11 protein-coding genes are annotated in these 13,333 nt (G+C 74.7%); 6 read left to right on the top strand and 5 right to left on the bottom strand.

What is annotated here, in order from left to right; translation table 11 throughout:
• The first annotated feature begins 147 nt into the window (after window positions 1–147).
• Window positions 148–1,293, top strand: a complete 1,146-nt coding sequence (locus OG335_RS23455; protein WP_405013090.1) for a winged helix-turn-helix domain-containing protein — start codon at window positions 148–150, stop codon at window positions 1,291–1,293.
• Window positions 1,294–1,305: 12 nt separating this feature from the next.
• Here the strand turns inward: OG335_RS23455 and OG335_RS23450 are convergent, their stop codons facing one another.
• Both OG335_RS23450 and hpf read right to left on the bottom strand, forming a co-directional pair.
• On the bottom strand, window positions 1,306–2,061 hold the full coding sequence (locus OG335_RS23450; protein ID WP_405013089.1) for a response regulator: 756 nt from the start codon (window positions 2,059–2,061) through the stop codon (window positions 1,306–1,308).
• A gap of 163 nt (window positions 2,062–2,224) precedes the next feature.
• The gene (gene hpf / locus OG335_RS23445; protein ID WP_405013088.1) at window positions 2,225–2,911 is read right to left on the bottom strand and encodes a ribosome hibernation-promoting factor, HPF/YfiA family; all 687 of its coding nucleotides are present in this window, start codon (window positions 2,909–2,911) and stop codon (window positions 2,225–2,227) included.
• Between the two features lie 432 nt (window positions 2,912–3,343).
• Here hpf and OG335_RS23440 point away from each other — a divergent pair, with 432 nt between their 5' ends.
• Window positions 3,344–4,078 (top strand): ComF family protein, encoded by a 735-nt coding sequence (locus tag OG335_RS23440; RefSeq protein ID WP_405013087.1) that lies wholly within the window; start codon window positions 3,344–3,346, stop codon window positions 4,076–4,078.
• Between the two features lie 40 nt (window positions 4,079–4,118).
• On the opposite strand, the gene OG335_RS23435 is transcribed toward OG335_RS23440, so the two are convergent.
• From OG335_RS23435 to mtrA, 3 genes are read right to left on the bottom strand one after another with little or no spacing between them, the layout of a single operon-like run.
• Window positions 4,119–5,951 carry an LpqB family beta-propeller domain-containing protein gene (locus tag OG335_RS23435; protein ID WP_405013086.1) on the bottom strand — a complete coding sequence of 611 codons (1,833 nt, stop codon included), beginning with the start codon at window positions 5,949–5,951 and terminating at the stop codon, window positions 4,119–4,121.
• The gene (gene mtrB / locus OG335_RS23430) at window positions 5,941–8,082 is read right to left on the bottom strand and encodes an MtrAB system histidine kinase MtrB (protein WP_405013085.1); all 2,142 of its coding nucleotides are present in this window, start codon (window positions 8,080–8,082) and stop codon (window positions 5,941–5,943) included. Before mtrB ends, OG335_RS23435 begins: the two co-directional genes overlap by 11 nt.
• Before the next feature lie 4 nt (window positions 8,083–8,086).
• Complete coding sequence (gene mtrA / locus OG335_RS23425; protein WP_363487734.1) at window positions 8,087–8,764, bottom strand: MtrAB system response regulator MtrA; 678 nt, start codon at window positions 8,762–8,764, stop codon at window positions 8,087–8,089.
• Between the two features lie 286 nt (window positions 8,765–9,050).
• Here mtrA and OG335_RS23420 point away from each other — a divergent pair, with 286 nt between their 5' ends.
• From OG335_RS23420 to OG335_RS23405, 4 genes are read left to right on the top strand one after another with little or no spacing between them, the layout of a single operon-like run.
• Window positions 9,051–10,301 carry a hypothetical protein gene (locus tag OG335_RS23420; RefSeq protein WP_405013084.1) on the top strand — a complete coding sequence of 417 codons (1,251 nt, stop codon included), beginning with the start codon at window positions 9,051–9,053 and terminating at the stop codon, window positions 10,299–10,301.
• A gap of 4 nt (window positions 10,302–10,305) precedes the next feature.
• Window positions 10,306–10,989, top strand: coding sequence for a DUF4129 domain-containing protein (locus OG335_RS23415; protein ID WP_405013083.1), 684 nt, complete (start codon window positions 10,306–10,308; stop codon window positions 10,987–10,989).
• On the top strand, window positions 10,986–12,293 hold the full coding sequence (locus OG335_RS23410; RefSeq protein ID WP_405013082.1) for a DUF4350 domain-containing protein: 1,308 nt from the start codon (window positions 10,986–10,988) through the stop codon (window positions 12,291–12,293). Before OG335_RS23415 ends, OG335_RS23410 begins: the two co-directional genes overlap by 4 nt.
• Window positions 12,290–13,312, top strand: coding sequence for an AAA family ATPase (locus tag OG335_RS23405; protein ID WP_405013081.1), 1,023 nt, complete (start codon window positions 12,290–12,292; stop codon window positions 13,310–13,312). The genes OG335_RS23410 and OG335_RS23405 overlap by 4 nt, the downstream gene beginning before the upstream one ends.
• The last annotated feature ends 21 nt before the right edge of the window (window positions 13,313–13,333 follow it).

The following is a 13,333-nucleotide window of genomic DNA, read 5'->3' as shown; positions in this document are numbered from 1 at the left end:
ACTGTGAAGCGCCAGCGGACGGGCAAATCGGGCACCGGCCCGGACCCCGTGCCCTGCACAACCCCCGAGCGGCCCCCGGGGTTCCCGTCCGTCCGGCACGTTCTGCGGGCGGTCCCGCTGTCGGTGGCAGGGCCTACGCTGCCCGGCATGACCGTCATGCTCTCCGCCGACCAGGCCCGCCGCATCGCCCTGCGCGCGCAGGGGCTCCTGGGCGCCCCCGACCGCCGTGCGGGCGTCCGCGGCATGCTGCGTCACCTGGGCGCCGTGCAGCTCGACACGATCTCCGTGCTGGCCCGCTCGCACGAGCTCGTCCCGTACGCACGTCTCGGTGCGGTGGGGCGCCCGGCGGTCGAGCAGGCCTACTGGGGCGCGGAGACGACGTTCGAGTACTGGTCGCACGCGGCGTGCATCCTGCCGATGGAGGAGTGGCCGCTGTTCGCGTTCCGGCGGCGGGCCTACCGCGGCCGGGGCAACCTCTGGGGCCACCAGGTGTCACCCGGCACGTACCGGCAGGTCCTGGACAGGCTGCGCGCGGAGGGCCCGCTCACCTCGACCGGCCTGGGCGGTGCCAAGCGGACGGCCGAGTGGTGGGACTGGTCGGACACCAAGATCGCGGTCGAGCGGGCGCTCGCCTTCGGCGACGTCGTCTGCACCGAGCGGCGCGGCTGGAAGCGGGTGTACGCGCTGGCCGAGCAGGCCGTTCCGGCGGAGCTGTTCGGGCTGGAGCCCACCGACGAGGAGTGCCTGCGCCGGCTCGTCGCCCAGTCGGGCGCCGCCCTGGGGGTCGCGACCCGCGCCGACCTGATGGACCACCACCGGCTCAAGAGCGCCCAGGTCGACTCCGTGCTCGACGCGTCCGGTCTGGTGCCGGTGCAGGTCGAGGGCTGGGCGGCACCCGCCTGGGCGGATCCGGCGGCGCTGGCGGCCGCGCCGCGCGGCCGGCACCGCACGACCCTGCTCTCGCCCTTCGACTCGCTGATCTGGGACCGCGCCCGCACCGAGCGGATCTTCGGGATGACGCATCGGCTGGAGGCGTACACCCCGAAGCACAAGCGGGTGCACGGCTACTTCGCGATGCCGCTGCTGGCTGGCGGCCGGCTCGTCGGCCGGGTCGATCCCGCGCGCGAGGGCCGCACCCTGGTGGCCCGTCAGGTCTCGCTGGCCGGACCTGCGTTCGTCGAGCCGCTCGCCGAGGCGCTGCGCGAGGCGGCGGGCTGGGTCGGGTGCGACGCGGTGCGGGTGGAGCAGCTGGCGGACGAGCGGCTGCGCCCCGCACTGGAGAAGCTGCTCTGACCTGCCGTCAGGTCACCCTATTTCGAGGATCTTCTCCCGCATCGCGTACACCACGGCCTCCATCCGGGAGTGCAGCTGCAGCTTCTCCAGGATGTTGCGCACGTGGTTCTTCACGGTGTTCTCGCTGATGAAGAGCTCCTTGGCGATCTCCCGGTTGTTCATCCCGGTCGCCACCAGCTTGAGCACCTCCAGCTCGCGGTCCGTGAGCCGCGGCGCGGGCAGCAGGTCCCGGTCGTCCGAACGCCGTTGGATCATCGACTTGAACTCGGTGAGCAGCTTGGCGGCCATCGACGGGCTGATCTGCGACTGCCCGTCGGCGACCGCGCGGATCGCGGTGGCGACCTCGTCGGTGGAGATCTCCTTCAGGAGGTAGCCGGTGGCGCCGGCCTTGATCGCCTCGTAGAGGTCGGCCTCCTCGTCGCTGATCGTCAGCATGATGATCTTCGCGCTCGGCACCACCTCCTTGATGGCGGTGCAGGCCTCGATCCCGCTGCGCCGCGGCATGCGGACGTCCATGAGGATGATGTCCGGCAGCAGGTCGGCGGCCTTGAGCACGGCTTCGGCGCCGTCCCCGGCCTCGCCGATCACCCGGATGTCGGGCTCCTCGGCCAGCACGATCTCCAGGCCGCGGCGGAAGAGCGCGTGGTCGTCGACCACGAGCACCCGGATCGGCTCCGCGCGGTGCGGCCCGTAGCCGTCGTCGGGAGGTCCACCGGACCCCCCGCCGCCGGGGCGGCCTTCCGCATTCCGGCCGATGGGCTCGCCCATCCGGTCCTCCCCCGGTCGCCGGTCGATGTCGACCCCATCATTCCACGACCGAGGGGGCCGTTGATCACCCTCCGAGACCGCACCGCGCAGCTGGGTGACCCCGGCGGCCGAGGCCGCCGGGGTCACCGGTCGATCGCCGTGTCCGGGCGGGACGTGGACGGGATCAGTCCTCGTCGGGCCCGTTGATCGCGCCGCCGGCTCCTCCGCCGGCAGCCGTCGCGTCCTCCTTCAGGTGGATCACGCCGTAGTGGTAGCCGTGCCGGCGGTACACCACGCTCGGCAGTCCGCTGTCCTTCTCCACGAAGAGGAAGAAGTCGTGGCCGACCAGCTCCATCTCGTACAGCGCCTGGTCCAGCGACATGGGCGCCGCGGGGTGCGTCTTCTCGCGGACGACGAGCGGGCCGTCGCCCTCCACCTCCAGCGATCCCATCATGGTCTTGCGGGCCACCCCGTTGGCGGGCGGCTCGGCCGGCTCCGTCGCGGGCAGGGCGGCGAGGGCCGCCGTGGCCGCCGCGACGCTGACGGGGGTGCGGCCGTTGCCGCCCTTGTGCACCCGTCGCCGGTCGGCGGACTTGCGCAGCTGCGCGTCGAGCTTCGCCGAGGCCAGGTCGAGGGCCGCGTACGGGTCGCTCGCGGCGGCCTCGGCCCGGATGACGGGGCCGCGGGTGCGGACGGTGATCTCGACCCGCTCGGACCGTTCGGCCTGACGCGGGTTGTGCTCCTTGGACACCTCGACGTCGAGGCTGATCACCTTGCCGTCGAACTTCTGGACCTTCTCCAGCTTCTCGGCCACGTGCTCGCGGAACCTCTTGGGCACCTCGGTCTTGCGGCCCTTGACGACGATGTCCACGCAGAACTCCGATCCCTTGTGCTGTTGCCGATCCGGAACGCACCCGGACCGGGCTGAGACCCAGCCGGACCAGCCGATCCACCACCAGCCCCCCGCCTCCACCGGGAGCGGCGAACTCGACCGGCCCTCACCTCACTTCCTCCCCACCGAGAGCACTTGAAACCCCCTGTGTGCTTCATGCAACACCTCAGTCGGGGTTTCCGCCTCCCCAGTCGAACAGCGGAGCGAGACCGGGCCGGCTGCCCAGCTGTCACCACTGTCTACCCCCTACGGAGTGAAACACCGGTGAACGGCTGGACAACACGCGCCGGGGCGCCCACCGTATGGCTCAGTCCGCACCCCGGCAAGGGTCGGAGTCCCTCGAAATCCCGTGCCCCGTCGCCGTTCGTGCACGTCGGCGGGGTCCACGTCCCGGCCCACCGGAGGTGCCGCGTGACCGCTCCGCCGAGCTTCCGCATCCCGGACACCGGCCTGCTCGACCTGATCCTGCCCGCGCGGTGCGCAGGCTGCCTCACCGGCCGCCGCCAGCTGTGCCGCGCCTGCCGCGACGTTCTCGCGACCACGGCGCCCGGCCCCGCAGGACCGGCGCCCGCCCCCGCCGGGCTTCCCCCGGTGCACGCGGCAGCCCCGTACGCGGGACCGGTGCGGAATCTGCTGATCGCCCACAAGGAGCGCGGGGTGCTGCGTCTCGCCGCACCGCTCGGTGGGGCGCTCGCCGCCGCCGTGCGCTCCGCCGTCGAGGCGCACTCCCCCCTGGGTCACGCCCCCGGTGCACCCGGCCGCCTGCTGCTGGTGCCGGTGCCGTCCACCCGCCGGGCGGTACGGGACCGCGGCCACGACCCGATGCTGCGGCTGGCCCGCGCCGCCGCCCGGGAGCTGCGGCGCCGGGGCACGCCGGCCCGGGTCGCCCCGGTGCTGCGGCACGCCCGCCGGGTCGCCGACCAGGCCGGGCTGTCGGCGGCCGCCCGGCACCGCAACCTGCACGGGGCGCTGGAGGTGCCGGTCCGGCGGGCGCACGTCCTGCACGCCGGGCTGCCGGTCGTCGTGGACGACCTGGTGACCACCGGCGCCAGCCTGGCGGAGGCGGTGCGGGCCCTGCAGGCGGCCGGCCGGCCGCCGTACGCCGCGGCCACCGTCGCCGCGACGGCCCGCCGCCGCCCGCGCTGAGGCACGCCGGACGGCACGTCCGGCCCGGCCGCCGGGCCGGTCAGCCCGGGTAGTCGAAGGAGGCGGCCTGCTGCCCCTGGAGGGCGACCTCGCGCCACTGGTTGCCCTGGAGGCGGAAGATCCGGTGGTCGCTGGAGAGCGCCAGCACCGGCGGCACGGTCTCGCCGGTCCGGCTCTCCGACGCCGACACCGAGGTCATCGACTCGCCGCCCTGCAGCGGCGAGTCGCTGGACTGCGAGCCGTCGGTACCCACGTAGTGCAGCAGCTGCAGCTTGCCCTGCTCCTTGCCGAGCACGAGGAGCTGGTCGGTGTCCGCCCAGGAGACCGAGGCGACGTCGGTGAGCAGCGGCGCGACGGCCCGCAGCTCGGTGATCCGCGCCCGCGGCGCGCTCGCGGTGCCCTCGTGCAGGATCAGCCCGATCCGCAGGGAGCGCGCGCCGTCGGCGTCCTGCAGCACCACGGCGACCCGGGTGCCGTCGGAGGAGACCCGGACGTCCTGCACGGTGCGGCCGCCCAGCCCGTCGACCTGGACCTTCACCACCGTGCGGCCGCGGACCATGTAGACGTTCCCCGCCGCCGGGTCGCGGTCGACCACCCAGAGGTTCTGCCGGCCGTCCCAGCTCGGCGAGGCGAGGCCCTGCCCGGGCTTGGGCACGTGGCTGGTCAGCAGCGGCTCACCCAGCTTGTCGGACTCCTGGAAGCCGGTGACGTACAGCGCGGCGCCGTCGGCGCTCACCGCGGCGGCGCCCGCGCCGTCGCGGCGCACGGCGACGGCGCCGGCCTTCGGCTGCGTCTGCCCGCCGAGGGGCCCGGGGACGGCCCGGCCGGGCCCGTCCCCCTGCACCGTGAGGAGCTGCCCGTCGGCGAGCCGGTAGTACTGCTCGGCGCCCGACGTGCCGACCAGGTGGCCGGGGGCGGAGGCGGCGGCCTGGGTGGCGCTCACCGAGCACCCGCCCTTCTCGCCGGCCAGGTCGACCCGGTCGATCTGCGCCTTGCCCTGCTGGTCGGCCAGGGTGTGGAAGAGCTGCGTCGCCATCTGCGTGCAGTTGGTCTGGCGTCCGGCGAAGTCCGGCACGTCGACCCGGACGGTGGCCGTCCGGTCGTCGCCGACGGTCACGGCATCCTGGATGTGCACCCCGTCGAACGCCGAGTACACCGCGGGTGCCAGCCAGCCGGAGGGGCCGGCGGCGAGCGCCCTGGCGGCCGCGGTGAGCGGGTCCGTCCGGCGCCGCAGGTAGATCGGGTCCGGCACCATGACGGAGAGCGACTCGCCGGCCGCCGAGGGGTCGGAGGCCGCGTAGAAGTACCGGTGGACGGCGCGGTAGCCGTTCTTGAAGTTCGTCTGGTCGATGATCAGCCCGTCGGGGAGGCGGTCGATCCGCCACTCGCCCTTGTCGGGGCCGTCGGTCTCCTTCACGAAGGTGAACTGCTGCTGGTACGAGGCGTCGGAGACCACCCGGTAGGAGTCGCCCTCGTCGAGCTCGGCGACCTTCGTGCCGCTCACCGTGATGGTCTTCGCCTCGGGCGAGGCCACGGTCTCGTCCCGGTGCGGCGTGGTGGCCAGCACCGCGACCCCGGCCTGCGGGTTCCAGCGCTTGCCCGCGTCGGCGGTCAGGTACTTGAGGGCGGTCTCGTAGTCCTTCGCCTCGTCGGCGTTGGAGGCGGCGAGGAAGCCGGCCAGCAGGTCGCGCGGGTCCTCGCCCTTGTGCGGCGGCACCGGGAAGACCCGCACCTGGAGGTTCTCCGCGCCGGGGCCGGGCGGCAGCCCGACCCGCTCGGGCGGCCCGTCCGCGGGCATCGCCGCGCAGCCCGCGGCGAGCAGTACGGCGAGTGCGGCGCAGCCGGCCCGCGCGGAGCGCAGGTCAGCCCTCACGCTGCCCGTCCTTCGCACGCTGCGGCCTCCCGGTGGTGTCGGCGGTACGCGGGCCCTCCTGCGACGGCACCGGCGGACGGCCGGATCCGCGGTCCACGACGACCTGGGCCCCGGTGGCACCGTACCCGGCGGCCGCCGCACGGACGTCCGAGGGGTCGGCGACCGGCGCTGCCTGCCGTCGGCCGAGGCCCGGGCCGATGGACAGCACGCCGCCCAGCCCGGGGCCGAAGCCCACGGAGCCGATCTCCGGGGTCTCCGGGGCGTCCTGGTCGGGCTGGCCGGCATCGACGCCCGCGGCCGAGGCGGTCGACCCGCCGGGGCGCAGGGCGCGGCGGTACGGCGCGCCGGTGGCGGCGAGGCCGCGGTTGTGGCGGGAGTCCTCGGGTTCCAGCCGGAAGGGCGCCCGGGCGATCTCGCCGCCGCGGGTGCGCGGCAGGGTCAGCCGGAAGTGCGAGCCCCCGCCGGGCTCGCCCCAGGCCTGGAGCCAGCCGCCGTGCAGGTGGGCGTCCTCGACCGCGATGGAGAGGCCGAGCCCGGTGCCGCCGGTGGTCCGCACCCGGGAGGGGTCGGCCCGCCAGAAGCGGTGGAACACCCGGGAGGCCTCGCCGGGCTTGAGGCCGATGCCGTAGTCGCGGACGGCGACGGCGACGGCGCCGTCGCCGGAGCCGAGCCGCACGACCACGTCGCGGCCCTCGCCGTGCTCCAGGGCGTTGACGACGAGGTTGCGCAGGATGCGTTCGATCCGCCGGGAGTCGACCTCGGCGACCACCGGCTTCTCCGCGCCGCGGACGATCACCGCGCTGCCCTTGGCCTGGGCCAGCGGGTCGGCGGCCTCGACCACGCGGGTCACGATGTCGCGCAGGTCGACGGGCTCGGCGTCGAGGATCGCGGCGCCGGCGTCGAAGCGGCTGATCTCCAGCAGGTCGGCCAGCAGCGACTCGAAGCGGTCGAGCTGGTCCTGCAGGAGTTCGGCGGAGCGCGCCGCCATCGGGTCGAGGTCCTCGCGGCTGTCGTAGATCAGGTCGGCGGCCATCCGGACGGTGGTCAGCGGGGTGCGCAGCTCGTGCGAGACGTCCGAGACGAAGCGGCGCTGCACCCGCGAGAGCTCCTCCAGCTGCCGGATCTGCGCCTGCAGGGCGTTGGCCATGCGGTTGAACGACTCGCCGAGACGGGCGATGTCGTCCGTGCCGGTGACCTTCATCCGCTCCTCCAGGTGGCCGGCGGCGAGCCGCTCGGAGATGCCCGCGGCCATCCGGACCGGGGTCACCACCTGGCGCACGACGAGCCAGGCGATGCCGCCCAGCAGCACCACCACGAACACGCCGGCGGTCGCCAGGGTGGTGGTGACCAGGCCGAGGGTCTTGCTCTCCTGGCCGAACGAGAAGACGTAGTAGAGCTGGTACGGCGTGCCGTCCGGCCCGTTGAACTGCTTGCCGATGACCAGGCCCGGCTCGTTGCCCGAGGGGCTGCCGTCGTCGGCGGTGCGCTGGATCTCGGTGGTCTGCTGGTGCGGGGTTCCGGTCTCGGCGGCGACCTCGTCGCGCAGGTCCTGGCTGATGGAGTCGGGCACGATGTTGCCGGAGTACCAGGCGCCGCGCAGGGCGGCGCTCGGTGCGCTCTCCTGTTGACCGGTCGACGGCACCAGGGCGATGACCGAGTAGACGCCGCTGCCGCCGCTGGCGAGGTCGGAGACCTGCTTGATCAGCCAGGTGCCGACCTCGTCCCGCGAGGGGTCGGTGCCGGTGCCGGCCTTGGCCTGCAGGTTGATCGCCTCGTTGATCTTGTCCTGCTCGATCTGGAACCCGCCGAGCGCCTGGCCCTGCGCGGAGTGCTTCTTGGTGTCGAGCAGACCCGTGCGGACCTGCGCCACGACGACCACGCCGAGCACCAGGACCACGACCACGGAGAGCATGAGGGTGGCGGCGACCACCCGCAGCTGGATGGAGCGCCGGTAGAGCGCGACGAGCCGGCTCACCGGCCGCCGCAACTGACGCACGACCGAGGCGGCGAGTGCCACCGGACCACGGCGGCGCCGGCGGCCCCGCGTGGTCGAGCTCAGCACGTCACCGCGCACAGCAGCCTCCCCGTCGGCGTCCACGCCCGACGGGGAGTCGTCAGTTTCGTACTGCACCACGTCAGCTGGGCCCCGCCTTGTAGCCGACGCCGCGCACGGTCACCACGATCTCGGGGCGCTCGGGGTCGCGCTCGATCTTGGAGCGCAGGCGCTGCACGTGCACGTTGACCAGCCGGGTGTCGGCCGCGTGCCGGTAGCCCCAGACCTGCTCCAGCAGCACCTCGCGGGTGAACACCTGCCAGGGCTTGCGGGCGAGCGCGACGAGCAGGTCGAACTCCAGCGGGGTCAGCGGGATGCCCCGGCCGTCCCGCTTGACGGAGTGGCCTGCGACGTCGATCACCAGGTCGCCTATGGTCAGCTGTTCCGGCGTGGGCTCCTCGGCCCGGCGCAGGCGGGCGCGCACGCGCGCCACCAGCTCCTTCGGCTTGAACGGCTTGGTGACGTAGTCGTCCGCCCCCGACTCCAGACCGACCACGATGTCCACCGTGTCGGTCTTGGCCGTGAGCATGACGATCGGAATGCCGGATTCGGCCCGGATCTGCCGGCAGACGTCGATGCCGTCCCTGCCGGGCAGCATCAGGTCGAGCAGTACGAGATCCGGCTTGGTCTCCCGGAACGCGGCAAGTGCCTTGTCCCCGTCGGCGACGAAAAACGGCTCGAAACCTTCACCACGGAGCACGATGCCGAGCATCTCGGCCAGTGCGGTGTCGTCATCAACGACGAGGACGCGTCCCTTCATGACTCCATCTTCTCATCACCCGATTGTGACCTGCTTCACACCCGCCCTCTCGCGCCGCCCCTTGCGGGCGTGAAAACGGGCATTTCGCCTGAAAAAGCACAGCTCAGGGCGGTAGCGCGGACCGATGCCGATCAGCAGCGGAATACCTCTGGGGCCGTCGCCGCCACCATGGCACGATGGGCGGCGCAGCAGCGACTTCCGGCCGTCCGGCCGTATCCGATCCGACGCCCTTCCGGGCCCGGATCACCGGGTCCACGGCGCCCCGGACCCTCGACAAGGAGCCTTGATGACCGACACCCCGGGCTGGGCATCGCCCGGTTCGTCCGAGCCGCCCCGCGACGATGTCCGGCCGCCGGCCGGCTCCGCCGGCGACACACCGGGCGGGCCCGGCCCGTACGGCGGAGCGTACGGCAGCATCCCCGGCCAGGGCCAGGGGCCGGACGGCGGGGCGTCGGCGCCGGACGGCGGCCCCCAGGATGCCCGGGGCCCGGTCGCCCCGCAGGGCCCCTCCCAGGGCGGTTGGGGTCCGGGCAGCCCCCAGGGCGGCTGGCAGGGCCCCCCGCAGGCCGGCTGGGGCGTACCGCTCAGTCCGAAGCCGGGCATCATCCCGCTGCGTCCGCTGGGCGTGGGCGAGATCCTCGACGGCGCCGTGACCACCGTGCGGCGTCACTGGCGCACCGCCCTCGGCCTGTCGCTGGGCCTCGCGGCCTTCCAGCAGGTGCTGGAGGCGCTGGGCCAGTGGCTGGCGTACGAGCGGCCCGGCACGGTCACCGAGATCGTGGCGCTGCTGGGTCCGCTGCCCGTCGAGCTGCTGCTGGGCGTCATCGCGGTGGGCATGCTGACGATGGTGGTGAGCCGGGCCGTCCTCGGGCAGCCGGTGACCGTCTCCGAGGCGTGGAAGGCCGCCCTGCCGCGGCTCGTACCCCTGACCGGTCTCACCCTGCTGACGCTGCTGATCATCGCCGCCCCGTTCGTGCCGGGCTCCGTGCTGCTGATCGTCGCGGTCGCCGACGGCCTGAACGAGGGCCTGCTCGGGCTGGGCGCCATCCTGCTGCTGGCGGCCGCGCCGTTCGCGATCTGGCTGGCGATCGACCTGAGCCTCGCCGCACCCGCCGTCGTCCTCGAACGCCAGGGCGTCCTCGCCTCGATGGCGCGTTCGCGGCGGCTCGTGAAGGGCTCCTGGTGGCGTCTGCTGGGCATCAACGTGCTCACCCGCGTGCTGATCGGGGTCGCCTCCACCATCGTGATGGCACCGGTCACCGCCGTCGCGGGCTTCCTCTCGATCGGTGGCGACGACGTCGGCGGGGACAACCCGTTTCTCGTCGGCCTGCCCCCGCTGGGACTGCTCGTGCTGGCGATCGGCGGCACCGTCGTGGCGACCTTCACCATCCCGCTCAGCGCCGCCGTCAACGTGCTGCTCTACATCGACCAGCGCATCCGCCGCGAGGCCCTCGACATCGAACTCGCCCGCGCCGCGGGCCTGCCCGACTACGGCTCCGCGGACCTGGCCGACCGGCCGACGCCTCCGGGAGCCTGAGCCGATGCCGTACGGGGGGACGCACGGCCCGGGCATCCGTCTGCTCGCCGACGGCGCGCCGGTGACCATCCCCCGCGGACCGGCGCGCGACGCCCTCCGCGACGAGATGTTCGACCCGGCGTACCACCGGCACGACCCCAGCCTCGTCCAACGCGCCACGGACTGGCTCGGAGAACGCCTCGACGAGCTCTTCGCACACCTCGGGCACTCGATGGCGGGTGACGCCACCGGCATCGTGCTGCTCGTGCTGCTGGTCGTCCTCGTCGTCGGCGCCCTCTGGTGGCGCCTCGGCGCGCCTCGCCGGGAGACCGTCCGCACCGGCGCGCTGTTCGAGCACCGCGGACCGCGCAGCGCCGAGCAGCACCGCCGCGCGGCCGCCGCGCACGCCGCGGCGGGCGAGTGGCCGCAGGCCGTCCGCGAGCAGATGCGCGCCGTCGTCCGGTCGCTGGAGGAGCGGACCCTCCTCGACACCAGGCCGGGCCGCACCGCGGACGAGGCCGCCGCCGAGGCCGGCCGCGTCCTCCCCGACCAGGCCCGGGCCCTCGCCTCGGCCGCCCGCACCTTCGACGACGTCGTGTACGGCGAACGCGCCGCCGACCGCGCCGCGTACGAGGGCCTGCTCGCGCTCGACCGCTCGGTCGGCGCGAGCCGTCCCGTCCTCGCCCCGGCCCGCGGAGGCGCCGCATGACCACCGCCCCGCCCGTCCCTCCCGCACGGCCCGTCCCTCCCGCACGGCCCGTCCCTCCCGCGCCGGCGGAGCTCCCCGGCACGGACGCCCCCGGCGCGGAGCCGACACCCGCGCCGCAGGGCACCGCCGTGCGCCGTCCCCGCCGGCCGCGCCGCGTCCGCTGGTACCTGCTGGCCGCGGCCTTCCTCGTCCTGGTCGGCCTGCTGGTCGGTGGCCTCGGCGGCAGCAGCACCTGGCCGCCGCTCGACCCCCGCTCCCCCGACCCGAACGGCACCCGCGCGGTCGTCCGCGTGCTCGAACGCCAGGGCGTGACCGTCCGCACCGCCGCCGGACCGGCCGAGCTCGCGGCGGCCCTCGCCGAGCCGGACACCACCGTCGTCCTCCCCGACGCCTACCTCCTCGACGAGGACGCGCTGGACACCCTCGCCGGGGTCGACCGCGGCCGCGGCTCCCGCCTCGTGCTGGTCGCCCCCGACGACGCCGAGCTCGACGCGTTCGCCGGCGGCGTCCGCACCTCACCCGCGCCGGACGGGCTCCCCGACTACGTCGTCGAGACGTCCACCGCACCCGACTGCGCCCTCCCCGAGGCCACCCGGGCCGGCAGCGCCGAACTCGGCGGCCTGCTCTACGTCCCCGCCCCGGCCGACACCGCCTGCTATCCGCACCACGGAAAGCCGACGCTCGTCCTGCACCAGGACGCCGACGGCCGGCAGACCGCCGTGCTCGGCAGCGGCCTGCCGCTCACCAACGCCCACGCCACGGCGGACGGCAACGCGGCGCTCGCCCTCGGCCTGCTCGGCTCCCGTCCCCACCTCGTGTGGTTCCTCCCGGACTACACGGCCCCGGTCGCCACGCCCACCGAGGACCGCCGCAGCCTCCTCGACCACGTCCCGGACGGCTGGCGCTGGGCCGTGCTCCAGCTGGCGGTCGCCGCCGGCCTCGCCGCCGCCTGGCGGGCCCGCCGACTCGGCCCGGTCGTCTCCGAGGACCTCCCGGTCGTGGTCCGCGCCGCCGAGACCACCGAGGGCCGCGCCCGGCTGTACCGCCGGGCCCGCGCTCGCGGCCACGCCGCCGAGGCACTGCGCCGCGCCGCGCGCCACCGGCTCGCACCCTCGCTCGGCGTGCCCGTGAGCCGGGGGGAGGCCGACCCCGCGACCCTCGCGGCGGCCGCCGCCGGACGCCTGGGCCGCCCCTCCGCCGAGCTGCACGCGCTGCTGTACGGCGCGCCTCCCACCGACGACGCCGCACTGCTGCGGCTCGCCGACGACCTCGACGCCCTGGAAAGGCAGGTACGACAGCCGTGACCGAGCAACCCGCCGCCCTCACGACCCTCACGAAGCCCGGCACCGGCCCGGCCGACGGCCCGCTCCCCGCGGGCGACGCCCGCGCAGCGCTCACCGCACTGCGCGAGGAGATCGGCAAGGCCGTCGTCGGCCAGGACGCCGCCGTCACCGGCCTCGTCGTCGCCCTGCTCTGCGGCGGCCACGTGCTGCTGGAGGGCGTGCCCGGCGTCGCCAAGACCCTGCTGGTCCGCACCCTGTCGACGGCGCTCAGCCTGGAGACCAAGCGCATCCAGTTCACCCCGGACCTCATGCCCGGCGACGTCACCGGCTCGCTGGTGTACGACGCCCGCACGGCGGAGTTCTCGTTCCAGCCCGGCCCGGTCTTCACCAACCTGCTGCTCGCGGACGAGATCAACCGCACCCCGCCGAAGACGCAGGCCTCACTGCTGGAGGCCATGGAGGAGCACCAGGTCACCGTCGACGGCGAGCCGCGGGCCCTGCCGGTGCCGTTCCTCGTCGCCGCCACGCAGAACCCGGTCGAGTACGAGGGCACCTACCCCCTGCCCGAGGCCCAGCTCGACCGCTTCCTGCTCAAGCTGGTCCTGCCGCTGCCCACCCGCGACCAGGAGTACCAGGTGCTGGCCCGGCACGCGGCCGGGTTCGACCCGCGCGACCTGGCCGCCGCCGGGGTCCGCCCGGTCGCCGGTCCGGAGCACATCGCGGCCGCCCGCGAGGAGATCGCCAAGGTCGTCGTCGCCCCCGAGGTGCTGGCGTACGTCGTCGACCTGTGCCGGGCCACCCGGCAGTCCCCGTCGCTGTCGATCGGCGTCTCGCCCCGCGGGGCCACCGCGCTGCTCGGCACGTCGCGCGCCTGGGCCTGGCTCGCCGGCCGCGACTACGTCACCCCCGACGACGTCAAGGCCCTGGCCCTTCCGACGCTGCGTCACCGGATCCAGCTGCGGGCCGAGGCCGAGATGGAGGGCGTCACCGCCGACTCCGTCGTCCAGGCCGTCCTGTCGCAGACGCCCGCCCCGCGCTGACCCCACTTCACCAAGGAGCCC

It is taken from the genome of Kitasatospora sp. NBC_01539, assembly GCF_045040525.1.
Taxonomy (GTDB): Bacteria; Actinomycetota; Actinomycetes; order Streptomycetales; family Streptomycetaceae; genus Kitasatospora.
This window is presented reverse-complemented; position numbering and strand designations above follow the sequence as displayed.